Annotated in this window: 16 protein-coding genes; 8 read left to right on the top strand and 8 right to left on the bottom strand. The window is 46.9% G+C overall.

From position 1 onward, the window contains the following. Positions 1 to 149: 149 nt before the first annotated feature. From NIASO_RS11985 to NIASO_RS11950, 8 genes are all read right to left on the bottom strand, one after another. The gene (locus NIASO_RS11985) at positions 150 to 1,580 is read right to left on the bottom strand and encodes an efflux transporter outer membrane subunit (RefSeq protein WP_008586126.1); all 1,431 of its coding nucleotides are present in this window, start codon (positions 1,578 to 1,580) and stop codon (positions 150 to 152) included. Then, on the bottom strand, positions 1,570 to 4,719 hold the full coding sequence (locus tag NIASO_RS11980; RefSeq protein WP_008586124.1) for an efflux RND transporter permease subunit: 3,150 nt from the start codon (positions 4,717 to 4,719) through the stop codon (positions 1,570 to 1,572). The genes NIASO_RS11985 and NIASO_RS11980 overlap by 11 nt, the downstream gene beginning before the upstream one ends. 5 nt (positions 4,720 to 4,724) lie before the next feature. Then, a complete protein-coding gene (locus tag NIASO_RS11975; protein WP_008586122.1) occupies positions 4,725 to 5,921 on the bottom strand; it encodes an efflux RND transporter periplasmic adaptor subunit in 1,197 nt (398 codons plus the stop codon). Between the two features lie 11 nt (positions 5,922 to 5,932). Beyond that, complete coding sequence (locus NIASO_RS11970) at positions 5,933 to 6,403, bottom strand: hypothetical protein (protein ID WP_025298916.1); 471 nt, start codon at positions 6,401 to 6,403, stop codon at positions 5,933 to 5,935. Between the two features lie 135 nt (positions 6,404 to 6,538). Beyond that, entirely contained in the window at positions 6,539 to 7,465 is a 927-nt protein-coding gene (miaA, locus tag NIASO_RS11965; RefSeq protein ID WP_008586120.1) for a tRNA (adenosine(37)-N6)-dimethylallyltransferase MiaA, read from the bottom strand. Beyond that, positions 7,465 to 8,034, bottom strand: coding sequence for an IS1096 element passenger TnpR family protein (locus NIASO_RS11960; RefSeq protein WP_008586119.1), 570 nt, complete (start codon positions 8,032 to 8,034; stop codon positions 7,465 to 7,467). Before NIASO_RS11960 ends, miaA begins: the two co-directional genes overlap by 1 nt. 73 nt (positions 8,035 to 8,107) lie before the next feature. Then, the gene (locus tag NIASO_RS11955) at positions 8,108 to 8,548 is read right to left on the bottom strand and encodes a hypothetical protein (protein WP_008586118.1); all 441 of its coding nucleotides are present in this window, start codon (positions 8,546 to 8,548) and stop codon (positions 8,108 to 8,110) included. A gap of 283 nt (positions 8,549 to 8,831) precedes the next feature. After that, the gene (locus tag NIASO_RS11950) at positions 8,832 to 10,022 is read right to left on the bottom strand and encodes a glycosyltransferase family 9 protein (RefSeq protein WP_008586113.1); all 1,191 of its coding nucleotides are present in this window, start codon (positions 10,020 to 10,022) and stop codon (positions 8,832 to 8,834) included. 166 nt (positions 10,023 to 10,188) lie between these two features. On the opposite strand from NIASO_RS11950, the gene NIASO_RS11945 reads away from it, so the two are divergent. The 8 genes from NIASO_RS11945 (at position 10,189) to NIASO_RS11910 (ending at position 21,639) form a co-directional block, all read left to right on the top strand. Beyond that, a complete protein-coding gene (locus tag NIASO_RS11945) occupies positions 10,189 to 11,025 on the top strand; it encodes a sugar phosphate isomerase/epimerase family protein (protein ID WP_008586111.1) in 837 nt (278 codons plus the stop codon). A 118-nt stretch (positions 11,026 to 11,143) separates the two neighbouring features. After that, on the top strand, positions 11,144 to 11,818 hold the full coding sequence (locus NIASO_RS11940) for a response regulator transcription factor (RefSeq protein ID WP_008586108.1): 675 nt from the start codon (positions 11,144 to 11,146) through the stop codon (positions 11,816 to 11,818). Further along, complete coding sequence (locus tag NIASO_RS11935) at positions 11,815 to 13,149, top strand: sensor histidine kinase (protein WP_008586106.1); 1,335 nt, start codon at positions 11,815 to 11,817, stop codon at positions 13,147 to 13,149. The genes NIASO_RS11940 and NIASO_RS11935 overlap by 4 nt, the downstream gene beginning before the upstream one ends. 94 nt (positions 13,150 to 13,243) lie before the next feature. Beyond that, complete coding sequence (locus NIASO_RS11930; protein WP_025298915.1) at positions 13,244 to 14,629, top strand: TolC family protein; 1,386 nt, start codon at positions 13,244 to 13,246, stop codon at positions 14,627 to 14,629. Between the two features lie 110 nt (positions 14,630 to 14,739). Then, positions 14,740 to 18,009 carry an efflux RND transporter permease subunit gene (locus NIASO_RS11925; RefSeq protein ID WP_008586102.1) on the top strand — a complete coding sequence of 1,090 codons (3,270 nt, stop codon included), beginning with the start codon at positions 14,740 to 14,742 and terminating at the stop codon, positions 18,007 to 18,009. A gap of 160 nt (positions 18,010 to 18,169) precedes the next feature. Next, a complete protein-coding gene (locus NIASO_RS11920; RefSeq protein ID WP_008586100.1) occupies positions 18,170 to 19,294 on the top strand; it encodes an efflux RND transporter periplasmic adaptor subunit in 1,125 nt (374 codons plus the stop codon). Positions 19,295 to 19,732: 438 nt separating this feature from the next. Beyond that, positions 19,733 to 21,097: a dipeptidase gene (locus tag NIASO_RS11915; RefSeq protein WP_008586099.1), complete on the top strand. Its 1,365-nt coding sequence runs from the start codon at positions 19,733 to 19,735 to the stop codon at positions 21,095 to 21,097. A gap of 152 nt (positions 21,098 to 21,249) precedes the next feature. Continuing rightward, complete coding sequence (locus NIASO_RS11910; RefSeq protein WP_008586098.1) at positions 21,250 to 21,639, top strand: RNA-binding S4 domain-containing protein; 390 nt, start codon at positions 21,250 to 21,252, stop codon at positions 21,637 to 21,639. Positions 21,640 to 21,723: the final 84 nt, after the last annotated feature.

The following is a 21,723-nucleotide window of genomic DNA, read 5'->3' as shown; positions in this document are numbered from 1 at the left end:
GATGACATTAGTGATTGGTCTTCATAACTTTAAAATGTATGTCGCTGGCAGTGCAAATGAGAAGCCTTCGCTGCCTTAATAAGATGCCTTTCATACGCCTGCCTGGCTGCCGTCAGGCAGGATGGTAGCGAAATTTGAATGAGGCCTCATTATTTCCATCCTCCTCCCAATGCTTCGTAAAGCTGCACAATGGCATTCAAACGGCCATATTTGGCGTCAACATAATTGAGCTCCGCCTGCAATTCGTTTGTCATTGCAGTGATCACATCCAGATAATTCCCTAAACCGTTATTGACCAATTCCTGGGAGTATTTGGAAGCCGTATCATATTGCCGGAATTCCTGTTGCTTCAGGTCCATCAGTTTTGCCTGTGCATCGTACGTAAACAGGGCGTCCGATACATCTTTACTTGCGTTGAGGATCGTTTTCTTATAATTATTATAAGCGATCTGCTGGTTGGCCCGGGTCACTTCGTATTGCGTGCGGATCTGGCGTTTGTTAAGGACCGGCTGTAACAATGAACCGGTTAGCGAGGTAAAAAGAGAACTGGCGCTAAACAGCCTGTCGAACACAACGCTTTGTAGTCCGCCGGTAGCGCTGATCGTCAATGACGGATAGAAAGCGGCCTTTGCTGCATTGGTCGAATAAAAAGCACTCATATAGGAAAATTCAGCAGCTTTTACATCGGGCCGGTTGGCGAGCAGTTGAACCGGTACTCCAATAGCCAATGATGAGGTGATCTGCTGCTGGTCGAGCGTATTCCTGTCGATCGGCTGCGGCGGAATGCTGAGCAGGGTGCAGAAATAGTTTTCCAGCAGTTTGATACTCTTGTCCAGGTTCACCAGGATACCTTTTGAATTGAGCAACAGTGCCTCGCTTTGGCGCACCGCAACGGCTGTAACCGTTCCTGCCTGTTGCAATGCCTTTGTGGTTTCCAGGTAACTTGCGCGATACGTCACTGTTTCTTCCGTTACCTTTTTTTGTTCATCGAGCGCCAGCAGTTGGTAATACGTATCGGCAATGGCGGCGATCAGGGTTGATTTTACTGCCTGATGCGCTGCTTTTGACTGCAGCAGGCTTGCCAGCGCTGCATCTTTGTTGCTTTTGATCTTGCCCCAGATATCGGCCTCCCAGTTAAGCGTGCCGGAAAGCGTGTATTGGTCTAAAAACAGGCGCTTACCCCCGGATAATTGCCCCAGTTGGGTATTGAGCGAATTGCTGGACAGGTTGTAAGAAGGGCCGGCAGAAAGCGTGGGGAAAAAGCCAGCTTTTCCCTGCTTCAGATAAGCTTCTGCCGCGGTAATTTGCTGGATGGCGTTACGAATATCGAGGTTCTGGTCCAGCGCCTGGTTAATATAACCCCTGAGCTTTTCATCGGTAAACAGTTCTTTCCATGAAACGCTTGCCAGGGTAGTAGTGTCCGTTGTTAACTGGTCTGTGCGATACCGGGCGTCGTTTTCCAATGCTTTGGGCTGCTGGTAGGGTTTTGCAACAAAACAGGCCTGCAGCGCCACCACCATTCCGATAACCGGAATTAACTTCAAACGCCCCGTTTTTTTTGTATAACTATCAAATTTCATGATCAAAGTTTTTCTCAAATTTTAGAGGTTTTATTTTCTCCTGTAACCATTGGAACAATACGAAGAGCACGGGAATTACCAATAATCCCAGAATGGTGCCTATTAAAAGACCCGAAGCCGCACCCGTTGCGATGGACCGGTTACCGATGGATCCGATGCCGGTGGCGTAAACCAGGGGCATCATACCGGCGATGAAGGCAAAGGAAGTCATAAGAATGGGGCGCAAACGGGCTTTGGCCGCATTGATCGCCGCCATGGCAATGCTTTCGCCTTTTTGCCTGCGTTGTACGCCGAACTCAACAATAAGGATCGCATTTTTTGCGAGCAACCCCACCAGCATGATCAATGCGATCTGGAAATAGATATTATTTTCCAAACCGAAAAGCCATTGCCCGAAATAAGCGCCCATTACCCCCATGGGGAGCGATATGATAACGGAGAGCGGAATGATATAACTTTCGTATTGCGCACTAAGGATAAAATAAACAAACACCAGGCTTAATGCAAAGATGATAAGGGTTTGCGACCCGGAATTGATCTCCTCCCGCGTCAATCCGGAATAGTCGATCCCGTAACTGGTGGATAGCGTGCTTTGCGCCACCTGCTGCACGGCTTTAATGGCGTCCCCTGTGCTGAAGCCGGGGTTAGATGCCCCCGTAATGTCAACAGACGAAAACAGGTTGAAACGGGTTACAAACTGCGGACCGTACGATCGTTCCAGGGTTAAAAACTGTGATACCGGCGCCATCTGCCCGCTTCCTGTTCTTACAAAAAATGAATTCAGGTCGCCGGGGTTTATCCTGCTCCCGGGCAGGGACTGCACCATTACGCGGTATTGTTTACCATATTTTGCAAAGTCGGCCGCATAAATTCCTCCGATATATCCCTGCATGGTAGAAAGCAGGCTGCTTACAGAAACACCGGCTTCGCTGGCCTTGGGCACATTGATCACCATTTCATATTGTGGGTACCGGGTGTTAAAAGAAGTTTGCGCATACTGTACTTCAGGACGTTTCATCAGTTCGCCGATAAAACGTTGTGCCGTTCCATCCAGTTCAGAAATCGGTTGTCCGCCTTTGCCCAACAGGGAAAACTGGAAACCGGCGCTGTTACCAAAACCGGGCACACTTGGCGGGCTAAAGAAGATCATTTTTGAGTCTGGTATGCTGGCGCCTACTCCGAAAAGTTTTTTTGTAATAACGTCTACCGACTGATCTTTTGCATCATTTCTTTCCGCAAAGGGTTTTAGCTTAACGAAAGCCAGGCCAAAATTACTTCCTGCCCCGGATATGAGGCTGCGCCCGGTGCTAAAGGTAACGCCTTCGATTCCCGGTATTTTGGAAGCTTTTTGCGTCAGTTCTTTCATCGCCTGGTAGGTGCGGTCCATAGAGGCACTGGGAGGAAGCTCTACGTTTGCAAAGATGATCCCCCTGTCTTCCGCCGGCACAAATCCCGTAGGCGTTTTTTTGCTGATGAAAAAGATCAATCCCATTGAAGCTGCCAGGATAATTAATGTTACCCACTTATGACGGATAAGGAAGATGAAGGCTTTCCCATAGCGTTTGGTCATAGTGTTAAACGCAACATTAAAACCATCAAAAAAACGACGGGCGAAATTTTTCTTTTTATGTTCATGCGCTTCGTCATGCGGTCGTAACAGCAAGGCACAAAGCGCCGGGCTCAGCGATAACGCATTCACTGCTGAAATGAGAATAGCCACGATCAGCGTAATCCCAAACTGTTTATAAAACACACCTGTTGGTCCCTTGATAAAGGTAACGGGAATGAATACGGCGGCCATTACAAGGGTTATTGAAATAATGGCGCCGGTAATCTCGTGCATGGCATCCATAGTGGCCTTTTTGGGATCTTTTTCCCCATGGTCCATTTTTGCATGGACGGCTTCTACTACTACGATGGCGTCATCTACCACAATTCCGATGGCTAACACCAATGCGAAGAGCGTTAAAAGATTTAATGAAAAGCCCATCAGGTTAAGAAAGAAAAAGGTGCCTATGATGGATACCGGAACGGCAATGGCCGGAATTAAAGTTGAACGGAAATCCTGCAAAAAGATGAACACCACAATGAATACCAGTACAAAGGCTTCCACAAGTGTGTGGATTACTTTATCGATTGAAGCTTCTAGGAACTCATTCGTATCATAGTTGATCACATAGCTGATCCCTTTGGGTAATGATTTTTCCGCTTCTTTCAGGTATTTTTTTATGTCGATGATAATCTGTTGTGCATTCGATCCCGGTGTTTGAAAGATACCCATACTGATGCCCGGGTAGCCGGAGCTTTCCCCAACGCCCGAATAAGCCAATGCATCCAGTTTAATGGAAGCTACATCTTTCAGGCGCAGGAACTGGCCCTGCCCCAGCGATTTTATGATGATGTTTTCATACTGGCTTTCCTCGTTGAACTTTCCTTTATAGGTGATCACATATTCAAACGAACCACCGGCATTCTGCCCCAGGGAGCCGGCTGCGGCTTCAAGGCTCTGGCTGTTAATAGCGCTCACCACATCTGCAGGCACGATGCCATAGGAGGCCAGTTTTTGCGGATCGAGCCAAACACGCATGGCGTAGGTCTTCCCACCGAATACCTGTGCATCACCCACACCAAAGATCCGCTTGATACCGGGGATTACATTAATATCAAGATAGTTCTGAAGGAATACATCATTCAGGTTTTTATTGGTTGAATAATAGGTAAGAAACATAAGGGCGCTGGTCTGCTGTTTTTGTGTTACCACACCTGCCCTGGTTACTTCGGAAGGCAACAGCGGCGCGGCACGAGCTACGCGGTTCTGTACGTTTACCGCGGCGATATCGGGATCGATACCCTGCTTAAAGAAAACGTTGATAGTAGCGCTACCGTCATTGCCCGCAGTGGAAGTAATATAATCCATTCCTTCCACCCCGTTCACCTGCTCTTCGATCGGAATAATTACGCTTTTCTGTACGGTTTGTGCATTGGCCCCGGTATAGGTTGCTCTGACGTTTACCGTTGGCGGAGCGATGTCGGGGTATTGTGTTACCGGCAGGGAAATGATTCCCAGTATTCCCAATAACACCAGGATAATGGAGATTACCGTGGAGAGTATGGGCCGGTTGATGAATGTTTTAATCATGATGCTTAGAATACAGGTTTAATGGCTTTTATGATACTGTCGAAATTTGCGGGACGCGGAATAATAGCCGCGCCGTTTCTGAGGCTGCCCACGCCGGAGGCGATAATAGTATCGCCCTGTTTTATACCACCGCCCAGCAGGGCCATGTTGTCAATACGGTCTAAAACGCCCACCGGCACCGAGCTTATGGTGTCTTTGTCCACTTTATAAACATATACCATGCCTTGTTGCTCAAAGGTGGCCGCTTCCGGAACCGCCAATACGTTGTTGTAGGGTTTGGGGATCATTACCGTGCCACTGTTGCCATTGGCGAGCAGGTGCCCCTGGTTGGGAAAGGATACGCGGAAAAGAATAGTTCCTGTTTGGGGATCAATCTGGCCGGTAACTGCTTTTACGGCTCCTTTTTGCTCATAGAGATGACCGTTGGCCAATTGGAGGGAAACCGGCGGAATGTTTTTAAGTTTTTCTGCTACGGTGCTCCCCGGGGTTTGTTTTAAAAAGTCGAGGTATTCTTTTTCATTCATTGAAAAATAAGCGTAGATCTCGCTTACATCCGAAACAGTTGTTATCGGGGTTGGGTCTGTTGGCCCTACCAGGCTGCCGACCCGTAGCGGCAACTTGCCTACAATACCATTGATCGGGCTCCGGATCACCGAGTAATCAACGTTGGCTGCGGCGCTGAGATAATTGGCCTGGGCCTGGTTACGGCTTGCTTTGGCCTGCTGCAACTGGCTTTGTGCCGAACGTAATTGCGCTTTGGCCGTTTCCAGTTGTACATTACTGATGATCTTTTTTTCAACCAATGGCACCAGTCTGTCTACGTCAACCTGCGCTGCATTTACAGCAGCTTCAGCAGCGCTGATATTGGCTTGGGCCGCGCCCACACCGCTTTTGGCGGCGGCGGCCGTTTCCGAAAGCGTGTTGGTTTCCAGGCGAAATAACACCTGCCCTTTGTGCACGGGCTGCCCCTCGTCAACCAACACCTGTTTTATATAACCGGAAATTTTTGCGCGCACGTCATTGTTTACGCGACCCTGTATGCTGGCCGGGAACGTATAATAGCCGGTTACCGATTTTACCGGTACGGCAATAACCGGGTAAGGGCGTGCGGCGTTTGGGTTAGGCGCCTGTTGTTTTCCTCCGCAGGCCAGCAGGATCAATGCGGGAATGCAGCTTGCGATTACTTGTAGTTTTATATTCATAAATCCAGATTTCAATTTTTTTTCTGTAAATTTTTTATCGTACTGTCAATGGTTTTGATATGCTTACTTAGTATTTCACCGTACTGATCCAACGATTTAATAAAAGGGGCATTGGGCGCTTTGTCTTTTTTATAGCACTGGGCCATGCGTGCCATTAATTCTTTTTCCTTTTTCAGTTTATTAAGGATGTTGCCAAACCGGATGCCCATATACTGTGGGTTGATGCGGTACTGCCGCTTACGCGAATCGATCGGGGTGATGTATTCGATGAACCGGTTCTGTAAGAGCATTTGCAAGGCGTTAGACAGTGAACTTTTACTCACATTAAATTTTAACAGCAATGCATCAAAAGTATATCCCGCGCCGCCGGGATCGAACATCATATATACATATACTTTCGCGTTTAAAGGGGGCAGGCGGTACAGATCACCATAAAAGGTTACCATATCCTGGTAGAGTTCTTTTTTTGCTGTTGAAGTCATGTTGTATAAATAACAGCCGCAAAGCTATGGTTAGTTCGGTAAAAAACGAACTAACTGGTATTAATTTTTTTTAATTGTACCCTGCTTTCGGGGAATAATCAGAAACAATCTGCTGCCAATAAAGTTGGCGGACGGTTAGTTTTTTTCTTTTTCTTTTATCGCAGAAAGTATAAGCGGTACTATTTGAGGCCGGGCGGCGTTCAGCCAGTATAAGTCCTGCTGTTTCTTAAACCAGGTCAGTTGCCGTTTGGCATAATGCCTGGTATTTTGCTGAATGAGTGCTACAGCGGCCGTCTGGGTGAGCATCCCGTCGAAGTATTGAAATAACTCCTGGTAGCCCACGGTTTGGAGGGCATTAACCGTTCTGAGGGGCAACAGGCTTTTGGCCTCTTTTTCAAGGCCCTCGTTCATCATAGCTAACACCCGTTCATTGATGCGCTCGTAAAGAACAGCGCGCGGCAATTCTAAGCCAATGCAAAGCGCATCAAAGAACCGCGCCTTTTTATTTTTTTTCTGATATTCGAGTATCGATTGGCCGGTGCCCTCCATAATTTCAAGGGCGCGCATCATGCGCTGCGGGTTCTGCATTTCGCCTTTGGCAAAAAACAACGGATCTTTTTTTTCAAGCTCCGCCTTCAGCCAGTCAATGCCTTTGGTATTGTAGGCGGCAACGATCGTTTGCCTGATTGTTTCCGGTATGGGGGGAATCGGGTCCATGCCTTCCAGTAATGCTTTTAGATATAAGCCCGTTCCGCCAACGGCCACTATTACGGGGTGTTGTACAAAAAGCTGCCGCAACAAGCCGAGTGCGTATGTTTCATACAATGCAGCATTCATAGTGTCATGAACACTATGTGAAGCAATAAAGTAATGGGGCGCGGCCTTAAGCTCCTGAGCGGAGGGACGTGCTACGCCAATATTCAGTTCTTTATAACATTGCCGGCTATCTGCCGAAAGAATAACGGTATTAAAATAGTTTGCCGCCTCAATGGCCGTTGCGGTTTTGCCTACGGCCGTAGGTCCCGCAATAACGATCAGCAGCGGCTTTTTACCCGTTGTCATTAGAGGTCCTGTTCGTCAGCATATTCACTCCCTCCCTCATCATAATTCACATCTTCTCCGTCTTCGCCCTTTTCGCCAAAGCCTTCGGCGCTTTTGGAGAGATCATATTTTTCTTCAATATCGGCAAACTTTTCTCCCAATAGCCCTTTTGTTCCGTATTGTTTGGGGCTGATGCCTTCCGTGCGGGTAATTTTTGGATATTCGGTACCGGCATCGCCATCTTTGGAAACATTGATCAGCTCGATCAGAAAATCCCAGTGTTTTTGAAAATCGTACGTATAGGTAAAACGCTGATTTGTGTTCTTTATTTCTGATCCGATGGAAGTGTCTTTCATTAAAAGCGGTGCCATTTTGTACGAATGATCCGCATAAACCTCCAGGGATATTTCACGCCCTTTTTGCCAATGATCGTTGCTTCTGAAAAAAGTAGCCTGATGTTTATTATCAAACTCAAATGCTTTGAGTATGGTTTCGTGGAAATCCAAAAAAGACTGGATATGCTTTATTATTATATCCCTGTAGATGCTGTCGTCCTCCTCAAAATATACCCTGAATTTTAAAATTGCCATAGACCGAAGGTACAAAGAATCTGCTAATAGTAGCTATCCCGGACAGCAGGTATTCGTTGCGTCCGGGACAAGATCAGGACACTGATAAAATCAAATAATCCTTATTGCCCAGGTGAAGTTCATCGCCTTTCTTTTTACCCTCCAATGCTGTATAAGCCGGGGCTTCGGGGGTAATGCCTACTACTTTTTTGCCGTTTACTTTCAATGGAGGAAGGGAGGCGCCTACAATAAGGTAATGCGCATCGGTTTCGATCAGGGCGCCGGAAGCAAATTGGCTGCATGGGATGGCTCCAAATGTTTTAATAATGCCGATGCTATCTTCCAGCTCCTGTTGGGGTGGTTGCAGCAGGTTACCCATTGTTGCTGCTTCATCCTGTTGGGAGTTTTCGTCCAGGTCGGTCGTTGCTGCCGCATCTACGTCCGCACTGGTTTCTAATGTACCTATCCGTTGCTGGTAGCTGCTCAGCAACTGTTGCAATTCCAGGATAATGGCGTCAAGAATTTGTTGCTTCATTGCTTAAAGGTAGCGAGTTTTTTTTAACTGTTTTTGTCATCATCGCCGCAATAAAAGAATAAAAAAACAGGAAAACTGACAGGGGCAAAAAGTGAGAAATAATAAGCCCGCCCTGGAAAAGGCGGGCGTTGCTAACCTATGAAAAACACCATCGTAAAGATACAAAATATAATCATATTAAAAAAAATAGAATTATTAGGCCATTCAAATTTTAGTCTCGGCTAGCCTACTGTATCATCGTTTCAATGATTTGGTACCGCAAATCCTTAATCCGGCATGATGATCACGTTAATTTGGAACTAAATTCCTGGGCCAGCAGGGATTGTAAGCGGTCGAAAACGGCCGCGGGGTCAATTGTATCCATATCTTTTGTTACCGGCGTATAGTGCCAAAAAATTTTCTGTTCCCGGGTTTCGAGCACTTTTAAAAAAGGTCTTGCATAAATGGTAAAAACCTTGGGGATCCCGGTCTCGGCATAAGTGGTGAAGCGTGGGTAATTATTCCCGTTGGATACAATGATGGCCGGAGTGCCACAGGATACGGCCAGGTGCGCAGCCATACTGTCGTTACAAATTGCAACGGCGGCGTGTTGCATCCAGTTAATGATCTCGGGGAGGGTGGTGGAGCCGGTTATATTCTGGGCGCCGGTAGCCGCTGCTATCGTTGCAGCTGCTGCGGTTTCAGCTTTGCTTCCGCAAAGTACCGGCCGGACTGTACCGCTTGTTGTTACCTGTTGTATAAAGGTGACCCACCGGGCCAGGGGCCAGCGCCGGCTTTTATGCGCCGCGCCGATGCAACATAATACATAAGGTTGTTTTAAAGGTGCTTCGGAGGGGGTAGCGGCAATAGTGGGTCTGTTTATTGGTATTGTTGTGCCGGTGCACCAGGCTGCAAAGGCTTTATTGTATTCAAATTCGTGCAAGTGCTCAGGGTTTGGAAAAAGACGTTGGTACTGTTGATCCGATGCCTCGTTCAGCTTCTTTGTTCTGAAGCTGTTGGCCGCGGCGGTATTTTCAGGCGCTGCCGCAGCCAATGCGCACAAATCATCTAATAATAAGGGGCGCGTTCGGGAAGGATTGATTATCTGGCTAAAGCCTGCTGCGCGCAATTGTTTCCATAGGTTCATCCTATAGTCTTCGCTGCTGTGATATTGCGCTTTGTTCACCCAGATGGTGGCATCAGCATTTGCGGCATCCAGCAGGTTAAAGATACTTTTGGTGGCGTTGTTGCCCAGGTAGGTTAGGGTGCAGCCCTGTTGCTTTGCAAACTGATAATAAGCGGGTAAAAAGTTACGGAACAGCAAATAGTCGCCAATATCGTCCAGCCTTATCAGCAATATTTTTTTGCCGGTAACAGCATTCGGCACCGGCACCTGCTGAAGGAGCGCTTTCCAGCGGGCAAATCCGGCAAGCAGTTTCCTGCTTTTCCGGTGTTCCTGCCAGCCGCGGAGCGCTATTGAAAGATAACGGATCATTATGCCAGAATTGTTGGCCGAATATCGGTCATAAAGCAATAGCGGCCAATTCCCGTTTATAATTGAGGGCCGGGGTTCGATGTAACGAAAACGTTATCATAAAAAGGTAGGCGCAGCAACCCGATTTTTTAATAAATTTAACGTCACTAAAATCTAATTAAAGGATATGAAACGGATTGCATTGTGTTTTTTACTGGTATCTGGTTTGAGCTGGAATCATTGTTTTGCGCAGAAAGTTCCAACGGCGCCGCCGCCCGAGACCGGTGAGCGGTTTAAACTGGGGATGGCGGGCTATACCTTCGCAAAATTTGGTATTGATACTACATTGGAAACGATGCAACGGGAAGAGATCCATTATCTCTGTATAAAGGATTTTCATCTGCCGCTGAACAGCACAGACGAGCAGATCGCGGCGTTTCATCAAAAATTGAAAGCAAAAGGGGTGGAAGGTTATGGTGTAGGCCCTATTTACATGAAATCAGAAGCGGAGGTGGACAGGGCGTTTGAATATGCAAAAAGAGTGGGAGTAAAGCTGATCGTTGGGGTACCTAATTATGAGCTGCTGCCTTATGTAAACAAAAAAGTGAAGGAATACGATATGAAGTATGCTATTCACCTGCACGGGCCGGATATTAAGATTTATCAGGATGCAGATGATGTATGGAATCATGTGAAAGACCTGGACCCCCGCATGGGGATGTGCCTGGATATTGGCCATGATACGCGCAATGGCAAGGACGCCGTGGCTGATTTGAAAAAGTACAAGGCCCGCGTTTTTGATATCCATTTAAAAGATGTAACCGCCCCAACAAAAGACGGCGCTTCCGTAGAAGTAGGCCGCGGCATTATTAACTTCCCTGCTTTTGTAAAAATGCTGCGCCAGGTGGGGTACACCGGCAAAGTAAGCCTGGAGTACGAGCGTTTTATGAACAACCCCTTTATGGGCATTGCGGAATCATTGGGCTATTTCAGGGGGATTATTGTGGCTACAAAGGCGAAATAGTTAAATGCTGAATGCTGAACGCTTAAAGCTAAACGCTGAATACTGAGTACTGATATCTGAATACTGGGATTTACCTGCTTCAACTTTTCTTCAAAACTGCACATTAATTTTGCAGGAGATGAAGATCTTAATTATCGAAGACAATTGTGCTCTGTCTGCAAGTATTAAAGAATATTTGCAGACAGAGCATTTTATTTGTGAATGTGCCTTTGGTGTTGACGAAGCCCAGCAAAAGCTATCGGTATTTACCTATGATTTTATTTTATTGGATATGATGCTTCCTGACGGCGACGGCCTGGAAGTGCTCCGCTTTATCAAAGGAGAAAGGATCGGTAGCAAGGTATTGATCATTTCTGCACGTAATGCGCTGGATGATAAGATCAACGGACTGGAAGGCGGCGCCGATGATTATATTACCAAACCCTTCCATCTGCCTGAATTGCATGCCCGCCTGCGCGCCATGTACCGCCGGAGCAACCTGAATGGCAGCAATATTGTTTTGGCCAACGAAATAGAACTGAATACGGACACCATAGAAGCACGGGTGCATACGCAAATACTGGATATTACGCCTAAAGAATTTGACCTGTTGTTGTATTTTGTTGTCAACAAAGGGCGGGTGCTTTCGCGCCAGGCCATTGCCACGCATCTTTGGGGCGATTACACAGATAACCTTGCCAATTTTGATTTTATTTATCAGCATATAAAAAATCTCCGGAAAAAAATAGCGGCAGCCAATGGCAACGACTATATAGAAACGGTGTATGGCCTGGGGTACCGGTTTAAATTATGAAGCTTATTAATAAAATATCCATCTGGTTCCTTTGCATCATACTGGTGATAACCCCGGTTACTATTTTTATTTCGCATTCCAGCATAAAGCGAAAAATAACCGATTTTGAAATAAAACGGCTGCGTTCTGTAAACGATCATGTCATAAGCCTGCTGCGCAGCGGACAACCGGCCGATGCATTTTTAAAAGACCGGGAAGTAGTCGTAGCCCCATACGCCGGGGCTATTCCCCCGGAAAATCCGCAGATCACCAAACGGGTGGAAAAGGTGGAAGGGATGGATCAAAAAGAACTGGCTTTGTTTGTGACGAGTTATCACGCTGTTAATGGTAAAAATTATAAGATAACAACGCATAGTTATTTCATTAACCCCAATGAATTTTTCAGTAGCATGTTTATAGCCATGCTCTGGAAAATGTTGCTTATTTCCGCAACAGTCTTTATTTCCGCAAGAATTTTTTCCAAAACACTGTTTCGCCCCTTTAAATCAACGCTGGAAGCGATCCGCCATTTTAATGTACGTCAAAAGAAAAAACTGGAGCTGGAACGTTCGTCTACAACTGAGTTCAATGAACTGAATGGCTTTATTGAGAAAATGACCAGCCGGATCCTGGAAGAATATGCAACGGCGAGGGAGTTTAGTGAAAATGCTTCGCATGAATTACAAACTCCGCTGGCAGTGTTGCGCACAAAAAATGAATTGCTGACACAAACAGAACTGAACGGTCAGCAGGCTGCATTGATTGAGCAGATGCAACTGGAGATCAACAAGCTTTCCAATATCACCAAGTCGCTGGTATTGCTGGCGCGACTCGAAAATCATGAGTTCAATACCGGCGAAGATGTCAAGTTCTGCAAAGTGGTAAAGAATGTGATCCAGACCTACGAGTATTGGGCAGATCTGAAAAATATTTCCATTACCCGGAATGTCGACAGCAAAGTATATATCAAAACGAACCCTACTCTGGCGGATATCCTGGTGGCCAACCTGATGCGTAATGCCATCCGGTACAATGAAGAGGGGGGATCGATCCACATTGAACTGACTTCGGATTATTTTCGCATGACCAACACGGGGCAGCCGGTTGACATACCCCATAAAGACATTTTTCGCCGGTTTAAAAAAGGAAATCAAAAAAATGAAGGTGTGGGGCTTGGGCTGGCAATTGTAAAACAAATTTGTGAAGTATGTAATTTCAGGGTCTCCTATGCCTTCGTGGAAGACCGTCATGTTTTTTGTGTTTATTTTAATGATCAGTATCTGGCGGCAACGGATGCGATACCTTCCCGGCCTGATGCTCAACGGATGGTTTTTCCCGGGGACCATGTCTGAACTTTTAAATTAAAACTTAAATTATGCAGCTTCAAATTTGCTTCAAAAAGATTTTTTTGGTTTGCATATCCCTAAAATAACTCTTGTTCCTACCATGCAGCTTAGATTGATTTTACTTATAGTTGTTTTTGCTTCAGTAACAGCGGCAGCTCAAACTACCGTAACATTAAAGGATGCTATCCAGACGGCCGTTGTTAATTATCCCTCAATTAAAGCAAAAAAAGCTTACATGCGGGCCGCAGGGGAACTGGTGACTGCAGCAAAACGGGAACAGCTACCCAATGTAAACCTGGCGGTGCAGCAGGATTATGGAACCATTAACGGAACTAACGGACCGTTGTACGGATTCGGCGGGCTGGCGGCTGCCTCAGCGGGCCCGTCGCTTGCAACTCAAAACTGGAATGCCGCGTTTGGTGCTTTATACCTCACTAATGTAAACTGGGAATTCTTTGCGTTTGGCAAGTATAAAGAGCGGGTGAAGGTAGCGCAACGGGCACAGGAAACCAATACAAGGGATCTGGAGCAGGAATTATTTGAACATAAAGTAAAAGTGGCTGCGGCCTATTTAAACCTGGTGGCGGGAAGACAGATCGCTAGATCTTACGAAAAAAACCTGAACCGGGCTGATTCGATCCGGACCTTTGTAATAGCGCGTGTAAAGAACGGGTTAGTGGCGGGAGTGGATTCTTCGCTCGCTAACGCCGAATATTCCAGCGCCCGTATATTGCTCACCAATGCCAGAGATAAAGAGCAGGAACAAAAAAATATTCTGGCGCAGTTGATGGGTACCAATAATAATGAGTTTGATATTGATACTTCTTTTATATCCGCTTTGCCCGGCGTATACCTGGATACCACCAGTGAAGCAACTTTGCATCCGTTGCTGCAATATTATAAAAGTCGTATTGCTGTTAGCGATGAGCAAACGCGGTATATAAGAACGCAGTATTACCCCGGCTTTTCATTGGTGGGCCTGCTGCAATCAAGAGCTTCTGGTTTTAAGAGCGATTATGCCTCCAATCAAAACAGCTTTTCCACTGATTACTGGAGCGGTATTAACCCCAACCGGACCAACTATTTATTTGGAGTAGGTGTTACCTGGAACATCATGCAGCCGGTACGTTTATCCAAACAGGTGAGTGCGCAACGCCTCATCAGCAAAGGATTGCAGGAAGAATATAATTTGGCGGACGTAGCCATAAAGCAACAGTTGCAAACCTCAAAAAGCAAAATGAGCAATGCGCTGGCCAATTTTAAGGAAGCACCGGTGCAGGTAAAAGCGGCTTCCGACGCCTATCATCAAAAATCGGTGCTCTATAGAAACGGGCTTACCAATATGGTAGACGTTACCCAGGCAAATTATACGTTGATACGGGCGGAAACGGACAGGGATATTGCCAGTAATAACGTATGGCAGGCTTTGTTGTTGCGGGCTGCCGCACTGGGTGATTTTAATTTATTTGAAGAGCAGTTGCGTTAAAAGGAAGTGAATAGGCAGTGGTGAATTGTGAATGGGGAGGGAGAACATAACTGTAATTCAGATTTTATAGAAGAGAGCAGAAATAATTGTTTTAAAACAGGAAAATACAGATGAATTTAATTCGTTTTGCATTAAGAAAGCCCATTACCATACTGGTGTTGGTTGTTGCACTTTTTTTCTTTGGGATGAAGGCGGTGAACTCCATTAAGGTAGATATTTTCCCAAAACTGGATCTGCCGGCCATTTATTTGTCGCACCCCTTTGGCGGTTATACGGCGGAGCAGATGGAGGCTTTTTTTGGTAAACAATACATCAATATTCTGTTGTATGTGAACGGGGTAAAAAGTATTGAAACAAAAAATATACAGAGTCTTACACTAATAAAGATCAATTTTTATCCGGGTACCAATATGGCCCAGGCGGCGGCAGAAGTAAGTGCGTTTTCCAACCGGATCCAGGCTATATTCCCGCAAGGGTCCAATCCGCCATTTATTATTCGTTTTGATGTGTCCACTCTTCCCGTGGGGCAATTGGTATTGAGCAGTGATAAACGCAGCAATAACCAGTTGCTGGATATGGCCAATGTTTATGTGCGATCCTCTTTTACCTCCATCCCGGGACTGGTGGGGTCCGTGCCATTTGGCGGTAATGTGCGAACGGTGGTGATCAAAGTAAACCCGGAATTATTGCGCGCGCATAATATGACGGCCGATCAGTTGGTAGGCGCGCTGCGCGTCAACAACCTTCCTTCTCCGGCAGGTAATGTGCGCATCGGCGATAAAAACTATGTAACGCCTGCCAATACTACCATCAAACAGATAAAGGATTTTGAAAATATGCCGTTGTTTATAAATGGTAAGGCTTCCAATCTTTATCTGCGGGATGTGGCAACCGTTGAAGATGGCGCGGACGTGAGCGCTGGTTATGCCCTTATAAATGGCAAGCGTTCCGTTTATATTAATATCGCGAAAGCCGCAGATGCCTCCACCTGGGAAGTAGTGCAGAACCTGAAAAAAACGATGCCTAAAATACAATCGCAGTTGCCCGAAGATGTAAAACTGAGCTATGAGTTTGATCAGTCCTCCTATGTAATGAACTCGGTAAAAAGCCTGATGAGCGAAGGCGTTATCGGGGCGATATTAACGGGTTTAATGGTAATGCTGTTCCTGGGCGATCTGCGTGGGGCGCTGATCGTGATTCTTACCATTCCCACTTCCATCATTACGGGCGTTTTGTTCCTGAATATGTTTGGTCAAACCATTAATATTATGACGCTGAGCGGACTGGCCCTGGCAATCGGTATCCTGGTGGATGAAAGCACGGTGACGATCGAAAACATTCACCAGCACCTCGATATGGGTAAGCCGAAAGCCCTTGCCATATGGGATGCCTGCAAGGAAATTGCTTTTCCCAAATTACTGATCCTGTTCTGCATTCTGGCCGTGTTTGCCCCGGCGTTTACCATGGGAGGTATCCCAGGCTCTTTATTTCTGCCATTGGCGCTGGCGATCGGTTTCAGTATGATCGCCTCTTATTTCCTGGCACAAACCTTTGTGCCGGTAATGGCCAACTGGATCATGAAGATCAAACATCACAAGGGCAAAGACGGCAGGGAGCTGACGGAGGAAGAAGAATATGCTAATGCGGGTCTTGCAGAAGGAGAAGAAGATACCTGGTCGCAGAAAGAACGGCTGTTAAAGGGGGCTGATTCCGGTGAAAAAATGAGCCGTTTTGATAAATTTAGGGCAAGATATATGCGCTTCCTGGACCGGATGATGCCCTACCGCAAGCTCATCGTAACGCTATATATTTTGATCATCGGGCTGGCATCCGTTTTCTTCCTGCGTATTATTGGGCGGGATGTGTTGCCAAAGGTAAATGGCCGTCAATTCCAGGTGCGTTTAAGAGAGCCGGACGGTACGCGCATTGAAAAAACGGAATTAAAAGCGATTGATCTTTTGAATGTGATCAATAATGTGGTGGGTAAAAAGAATGTGTCGATCACCTCCACCTTTGTGGGGATGCACCCGCAGTTATTTTCCACCGCGCCCATATTTCTCTGGATGGCCGGACCGCATGAGGCGGTGTTGCAGGTAGCGCTTAAAGAAGATTACAAAGTAAACCTGGATGAATTGAAGGATAAGATCCGGAAACGTGCTGCGGAAATAGCGCCCGAAATGAAGTTATCCTTTGAGCCGATAGAGCTGACGGATAAAATTTTAAGCCAGGGCTCGCCCACACCTATTGAAGTACGTTTTTCGGGAAGGGATAAAAAGCTGAATGAAAAATACGCAGCGCAGATGGTCGATAAGCTAAAAAAGATCGATTATCTCCGTGATGTGCAGATCGGCCAGTCGATTCATTACCCGGCGTTAAAAATTGACATTGACCGGATACGGGCAGCACAACTGGGAACGGATATGAGCAGCATTTCCCGTTCACTGATTGCCTCCACTTCCTCTTCGCGTTTAACGGAAAAGAATACCTGGGTAGATACGAAATCCAACCTCACCTACAGTGTGCAGGTGGAAGTGCCGGAGAGCGAGATGCAAAGCCAGAATGATATCCGGGAGATACCGCTTAGCCCCAATAGCGCCCGACCTTTGCTGGGGGATGTGGCCACAATTAAACCGGATACCACTTACGGCGAGGCGGATAACCTGGGATCGGTGCCCATGCTAACCGTCACTGCCAATTTGAATAATAAAGACCTGGGCGCGGCGGCTAAGGACGTGCAAGCGGCGATTCATTCTCTGGGTAAACTTCCCCGCGGCTTGAATGTGGACCTGATCGGGTTAAGTGAAACACTTACCGATACACTGGATAGTTTGCAGAGCGGGCTGCTGGTGGCCATTGTGGTGATCTTTTTGATGCTGGCGGCTAACTTCCAATCCTTTAAAGTATCGATCATTGTACTGGCTACGGTTCCGGCGGTATTATTTGGGTCAATGGTGTTGCTGATGCTATGCGGTTCTACGCTGAACCTGCAGTCGTATATGGGGATGATCATGTCTGTAGGGGTATCTATTTCAAACGCTGTACTTTTGATCACCAATGCCGAGCAGATCCGCAAGCATAACGGGGATGCACTGAAATCGGCAAGAGAAGCTGCAGCACTGCGTATGAGGCCGATCCTGATGACGGCACTGGCAATGGTGGTGGGTATGATACCGATGGCCTCCGGGCTGGGCGAAGCGGGTGATCAGTCTTCTCCTTTAGGACGTGCGGTGATCGGAGGATTGATCGCTTCTACCTTTGCGGCGCTGTTTATTTTACCGCTGGCCTTTGCATGGGGGCTGGGTAAAACCAGTACGCAAAGTGTATCACTGGATCCCGAGGATAAGGAAAGTATCCATTATATTCCCGGGCTCCATCATTAGTGTTAGGTTTATTGCAAGGCGTATGGCATCGGGAGGAGCCGTGAGATCTGCCCGTCCGGTCAGGCGGGCCATAAATGTGAGATGCTCACGTTTCACTCTTAACGTTTCACTACCAGTGTAACACAGGTAAAAAAATATTTATTTCTAATAGTACTCGATCATGATAAAAAATAAAAGAACAGGGATCTTGTTATTGGCCGGCGTTTTTACCGCCCTGCTGATCCCGGGCTGCAAATCATCTAACGCAGAGGAAGAAAAAAATGCTGAGAAGCCCGCCGTTACTACGGTGCCGGCATTTTTATTATCGGAAGGAAGCCTCTCGGATACGTTATCCCTGCCGGGAGAGCTGGTGGCGTTTCAGAATGTAGATCTGTTTGCCAAGGTGAGCAGTTTTGTGAAAAAGCTGTATGTGGATGTGGGTAGTGAGGTGCGCCAGGGGCAATTATTAGCGGTAATGGAGGCGCCCGAAATGAACGCGCAGCACGACGGGGCACAATCCAAAGTGAAATCACAGGAGGCTATTTACCTGGCAAGCAAGGCAACGTATGACCGCCTGTTTGAAACGAGCAAAACGCCGGGTACTGTTTCGCAGAACGACCTGGATATGGCCAATGCCCGCCAGAAATCAGATTACGCGCAATATATGGCAGCCAAGTCAGCGGTGAAGGAAATTACGGATACCCGAAATTATCTGGAAATACGTGCCCCGTTTTCGGGGGTGATCACTGCACGTAATGTGAGTGCAGGAGCTTATGTAGGCCCCGGGGCGGGCGCGGTACCGATGTTTACCCTGCAGGAGCAAAAGAAATTAAGACTGGTGGTGAACCTCCCTGAGAGTAACGCGGGGGTATTGAACCAAAATGGCTCGGTGAAGTTTGCGGTAAAGTCTTTGCCCGGCCGCTATTTTGAAGCCAGAACATCGCGCGTATCAGGGGCATTAGACAACAGGTTGCGGGCGCAACGCGTGGAAATGGATGTTCATAATGATAATAAAGTCCTGTTGCCCGGTATGATCCCCGAAGTAAAGATCCCGCTGCATTCCGGCAATACCCAGGTATTTGTGATCCCGAACAGCGCGCTGCTGAATTCCAGTATGGGGGTGTTTGTAATAAAAGTGATCAATGGAAAAACAGTGTGGGTACCGGTGTCCACAGGTGTTAAAACCGACGATAAAATATCGGTATATGGCAATCTCAGTAAGAATGATACATTGATCACGGCCGTTACAGAGGAAGTACGGAACGGGGCGGTTGTAGACGGAAAGATCGCTTTGCAAAAAGATTAGAGCAACTAACAATGGTTATATCGGATTGCCCGATATCCGGAGTTGAGTGCCGCGAATGAACGAATGATTTGCTATTCGTGCATTCTGTACAACAAAGCCGTTCAAACTAATTTTTGGCCCGCAGATTTATGCATCCCGATAGCTATCGGGACCGCTATCGACGCAGCGCGGATTACACTTCTTTCTTCTGCGAAAATCTGCTTCCGATAAATCGGAATGCGGGAGGCCTCTCCCGTTGATCTGCCGGGATAAGTTTCGCTGTATCCTTAAATCATGCTGCAACGCAGAACAATCGAATTCGTGGCATTTTTTTAATCTTCGTGGCTCCTAGGCTTTGCGCCAGCCCGAAAGATTCATTCTGGCGGGGTTATGCTCTCTCGCTTATCATTCTGCAAACATTCCTCAAATCCTTACCTTCGTGCAACAAAAAATAGTACTATGTCAGCAATATGGAAACAATACCAGGAAGAAAACCAGGAGCGTTTTTTAAATGAAATGATGGACCTGCTGCGCATCCCTTCCATCAGCGCTAAAAGCGAGAATAAAGAAGATATGCAAAAATGTGCGGAGGCAGTAAAAGCAGCCTTATTGACTTCCGGCTGCGATAAGGCGGAGGTGATGGAAACCGGCGGTCACCCCGTTGTGTATGGCGAAAAAATAATTGATCCTTCCAAACCTACGGTATTGGTTTACGGGCACTATGATGTGCAGCCGGTGGAACCGCTGGAACTGTGGCATACGCCCCCCTTCGAACCTACCATTAAAGATGGAAAAGTGTTTGCCCGTGGCAGTGCGGACGACAAAGGTCAGTTTTACATGCACGTGAAAGCGCTGGAAACCATGGTGAAAACCAATACCATGGCCACTAATATCAAATTCATTATTGAAGGGGAAGAAGAAGTGGGCTCGCCCAACCTGGGCAGTTTTGTAGCGCAACATAAAGACCTGCTGAAAGCCGATGTGATTTTGATCAGTGATAGCTCATTGTTAAGTATGGAAAATCCTTCGCTGGATACGGGCGTGCGGGGGCTGAGTTATATTGAAGTGGAACTGACTGCAGCCGGAAGGGACCTGCACAGCGGCACCTATGGCGGTGCGGTGGCTAACCCGATCGTGATCCTGTCTAAAATGATCGCCGGGTGCCATGATGAAAATAACCACATTACCATCCCGGGATTTTATGATGATGTGATGGAAGTGTCAGCGGAAGAACGCGCGTTGATTAATAAAGCGCCGTTTGACGAACAGGAATACAAGGATGAAATCGGCATTAAAGAGTTATATGGTGAAAAAGGGTTCAGCACGTATGAGCGCACCGGTATCCGGCCCACACTGGAATTAAATGGTATCTGGGGCGGCTATACGGGAGAAGGCGCGAAGACGGTATTACCTGCAAAAGCCACCGCCAAAATATCGGCCCGGCTAGTGCCCAATCAGTCCAGCGAAAAGATCACCAAACTATTATTGGATCATTTCCGGAAAATTGCGCCCTCCTGCGTTACGGTAAATGCATTTGAGCACCATGGGGGAGAACCTTATGGCACGCCGATTGACAGTAAGGGTTACCAGGCGGCATCCAAAGCGCTGGAAACGACTTTTGGCAAAACGCCCATCCCGGTGAAAGGCGGGGGTAGTATTCCTATTTGCTCCGTGCTGGAAAAAGAGCTGGGCATCAAAATTATTTTTATGGGCTTTGGGTTGGATAATGATGGCCTCCACAGCCCCAACGAAAAATATAACCTGGAGAATTATTATAAAGGCATTGAGACCATTCCATACTTCCATAAATATTTCGGGGAATAGTCAATAGCTAATAGTCAATAGTCAATAGTATCTTGCAGGGCAAGTTTTATGGGCCCGGCTGTAATGCTACTATGAAATTTGGTTGCGTCGCACGCTTGTGCTGCAGTGCAGGCATCAACTTATAAACCTGTGAGGTTTATCAAATTGTTTTCATGGAGAAAGAAAAATTACGTGTTGATAAATACCTCTGGTCCATCCGCCTGTTTAAAACCCGGCGGCTGGCCACTGATGCCTGTAATGACGGCAAGGTGAAATATGAGGGGGAAAATACCAAGCCCGGTAAGAACGTGCACCTGGGCGATATTTATGAAGTACGCACCGAAGGGCGCAAATGGGTGGTGAAGGCGACAGGATTGTTACATACACGGGTGAAATATGAGGAGGCCATAAAGTACTACACAGATCTTACTCCTCCCGAAGAGCTGGAAAAAGCCAAAAACCAGGCAGCCTCTTTCTTCAGCGGCAAGCGCCTGAGCAAAATTGGACGGCCCACCAAAAAAGAGCGCCGGGATCTGGATGAGTTTATGGATGGAGAGGAGTGAAAATAATAAATTAAAAATATCGACTAAGAGATGAAAAAGGGTTGGAGGCTCTGGAAGCCTGAATCCCAAATCAAAAATTTCAAA

Source organism: Niabella soli DSM 19437, from assembly GCF_000243115.2.
Classification (GTDB): Bacteria; Bacteroidota; Bacteroidia; order Chitinophagales; family Chitinophagaceae; genus Niabella; species Niabella soli.
The sequence above is the reverse complement of the archived record's forward strand: the minus strand, read 5'-3'. Positions and strand labels throughout refer to the sequence as shown.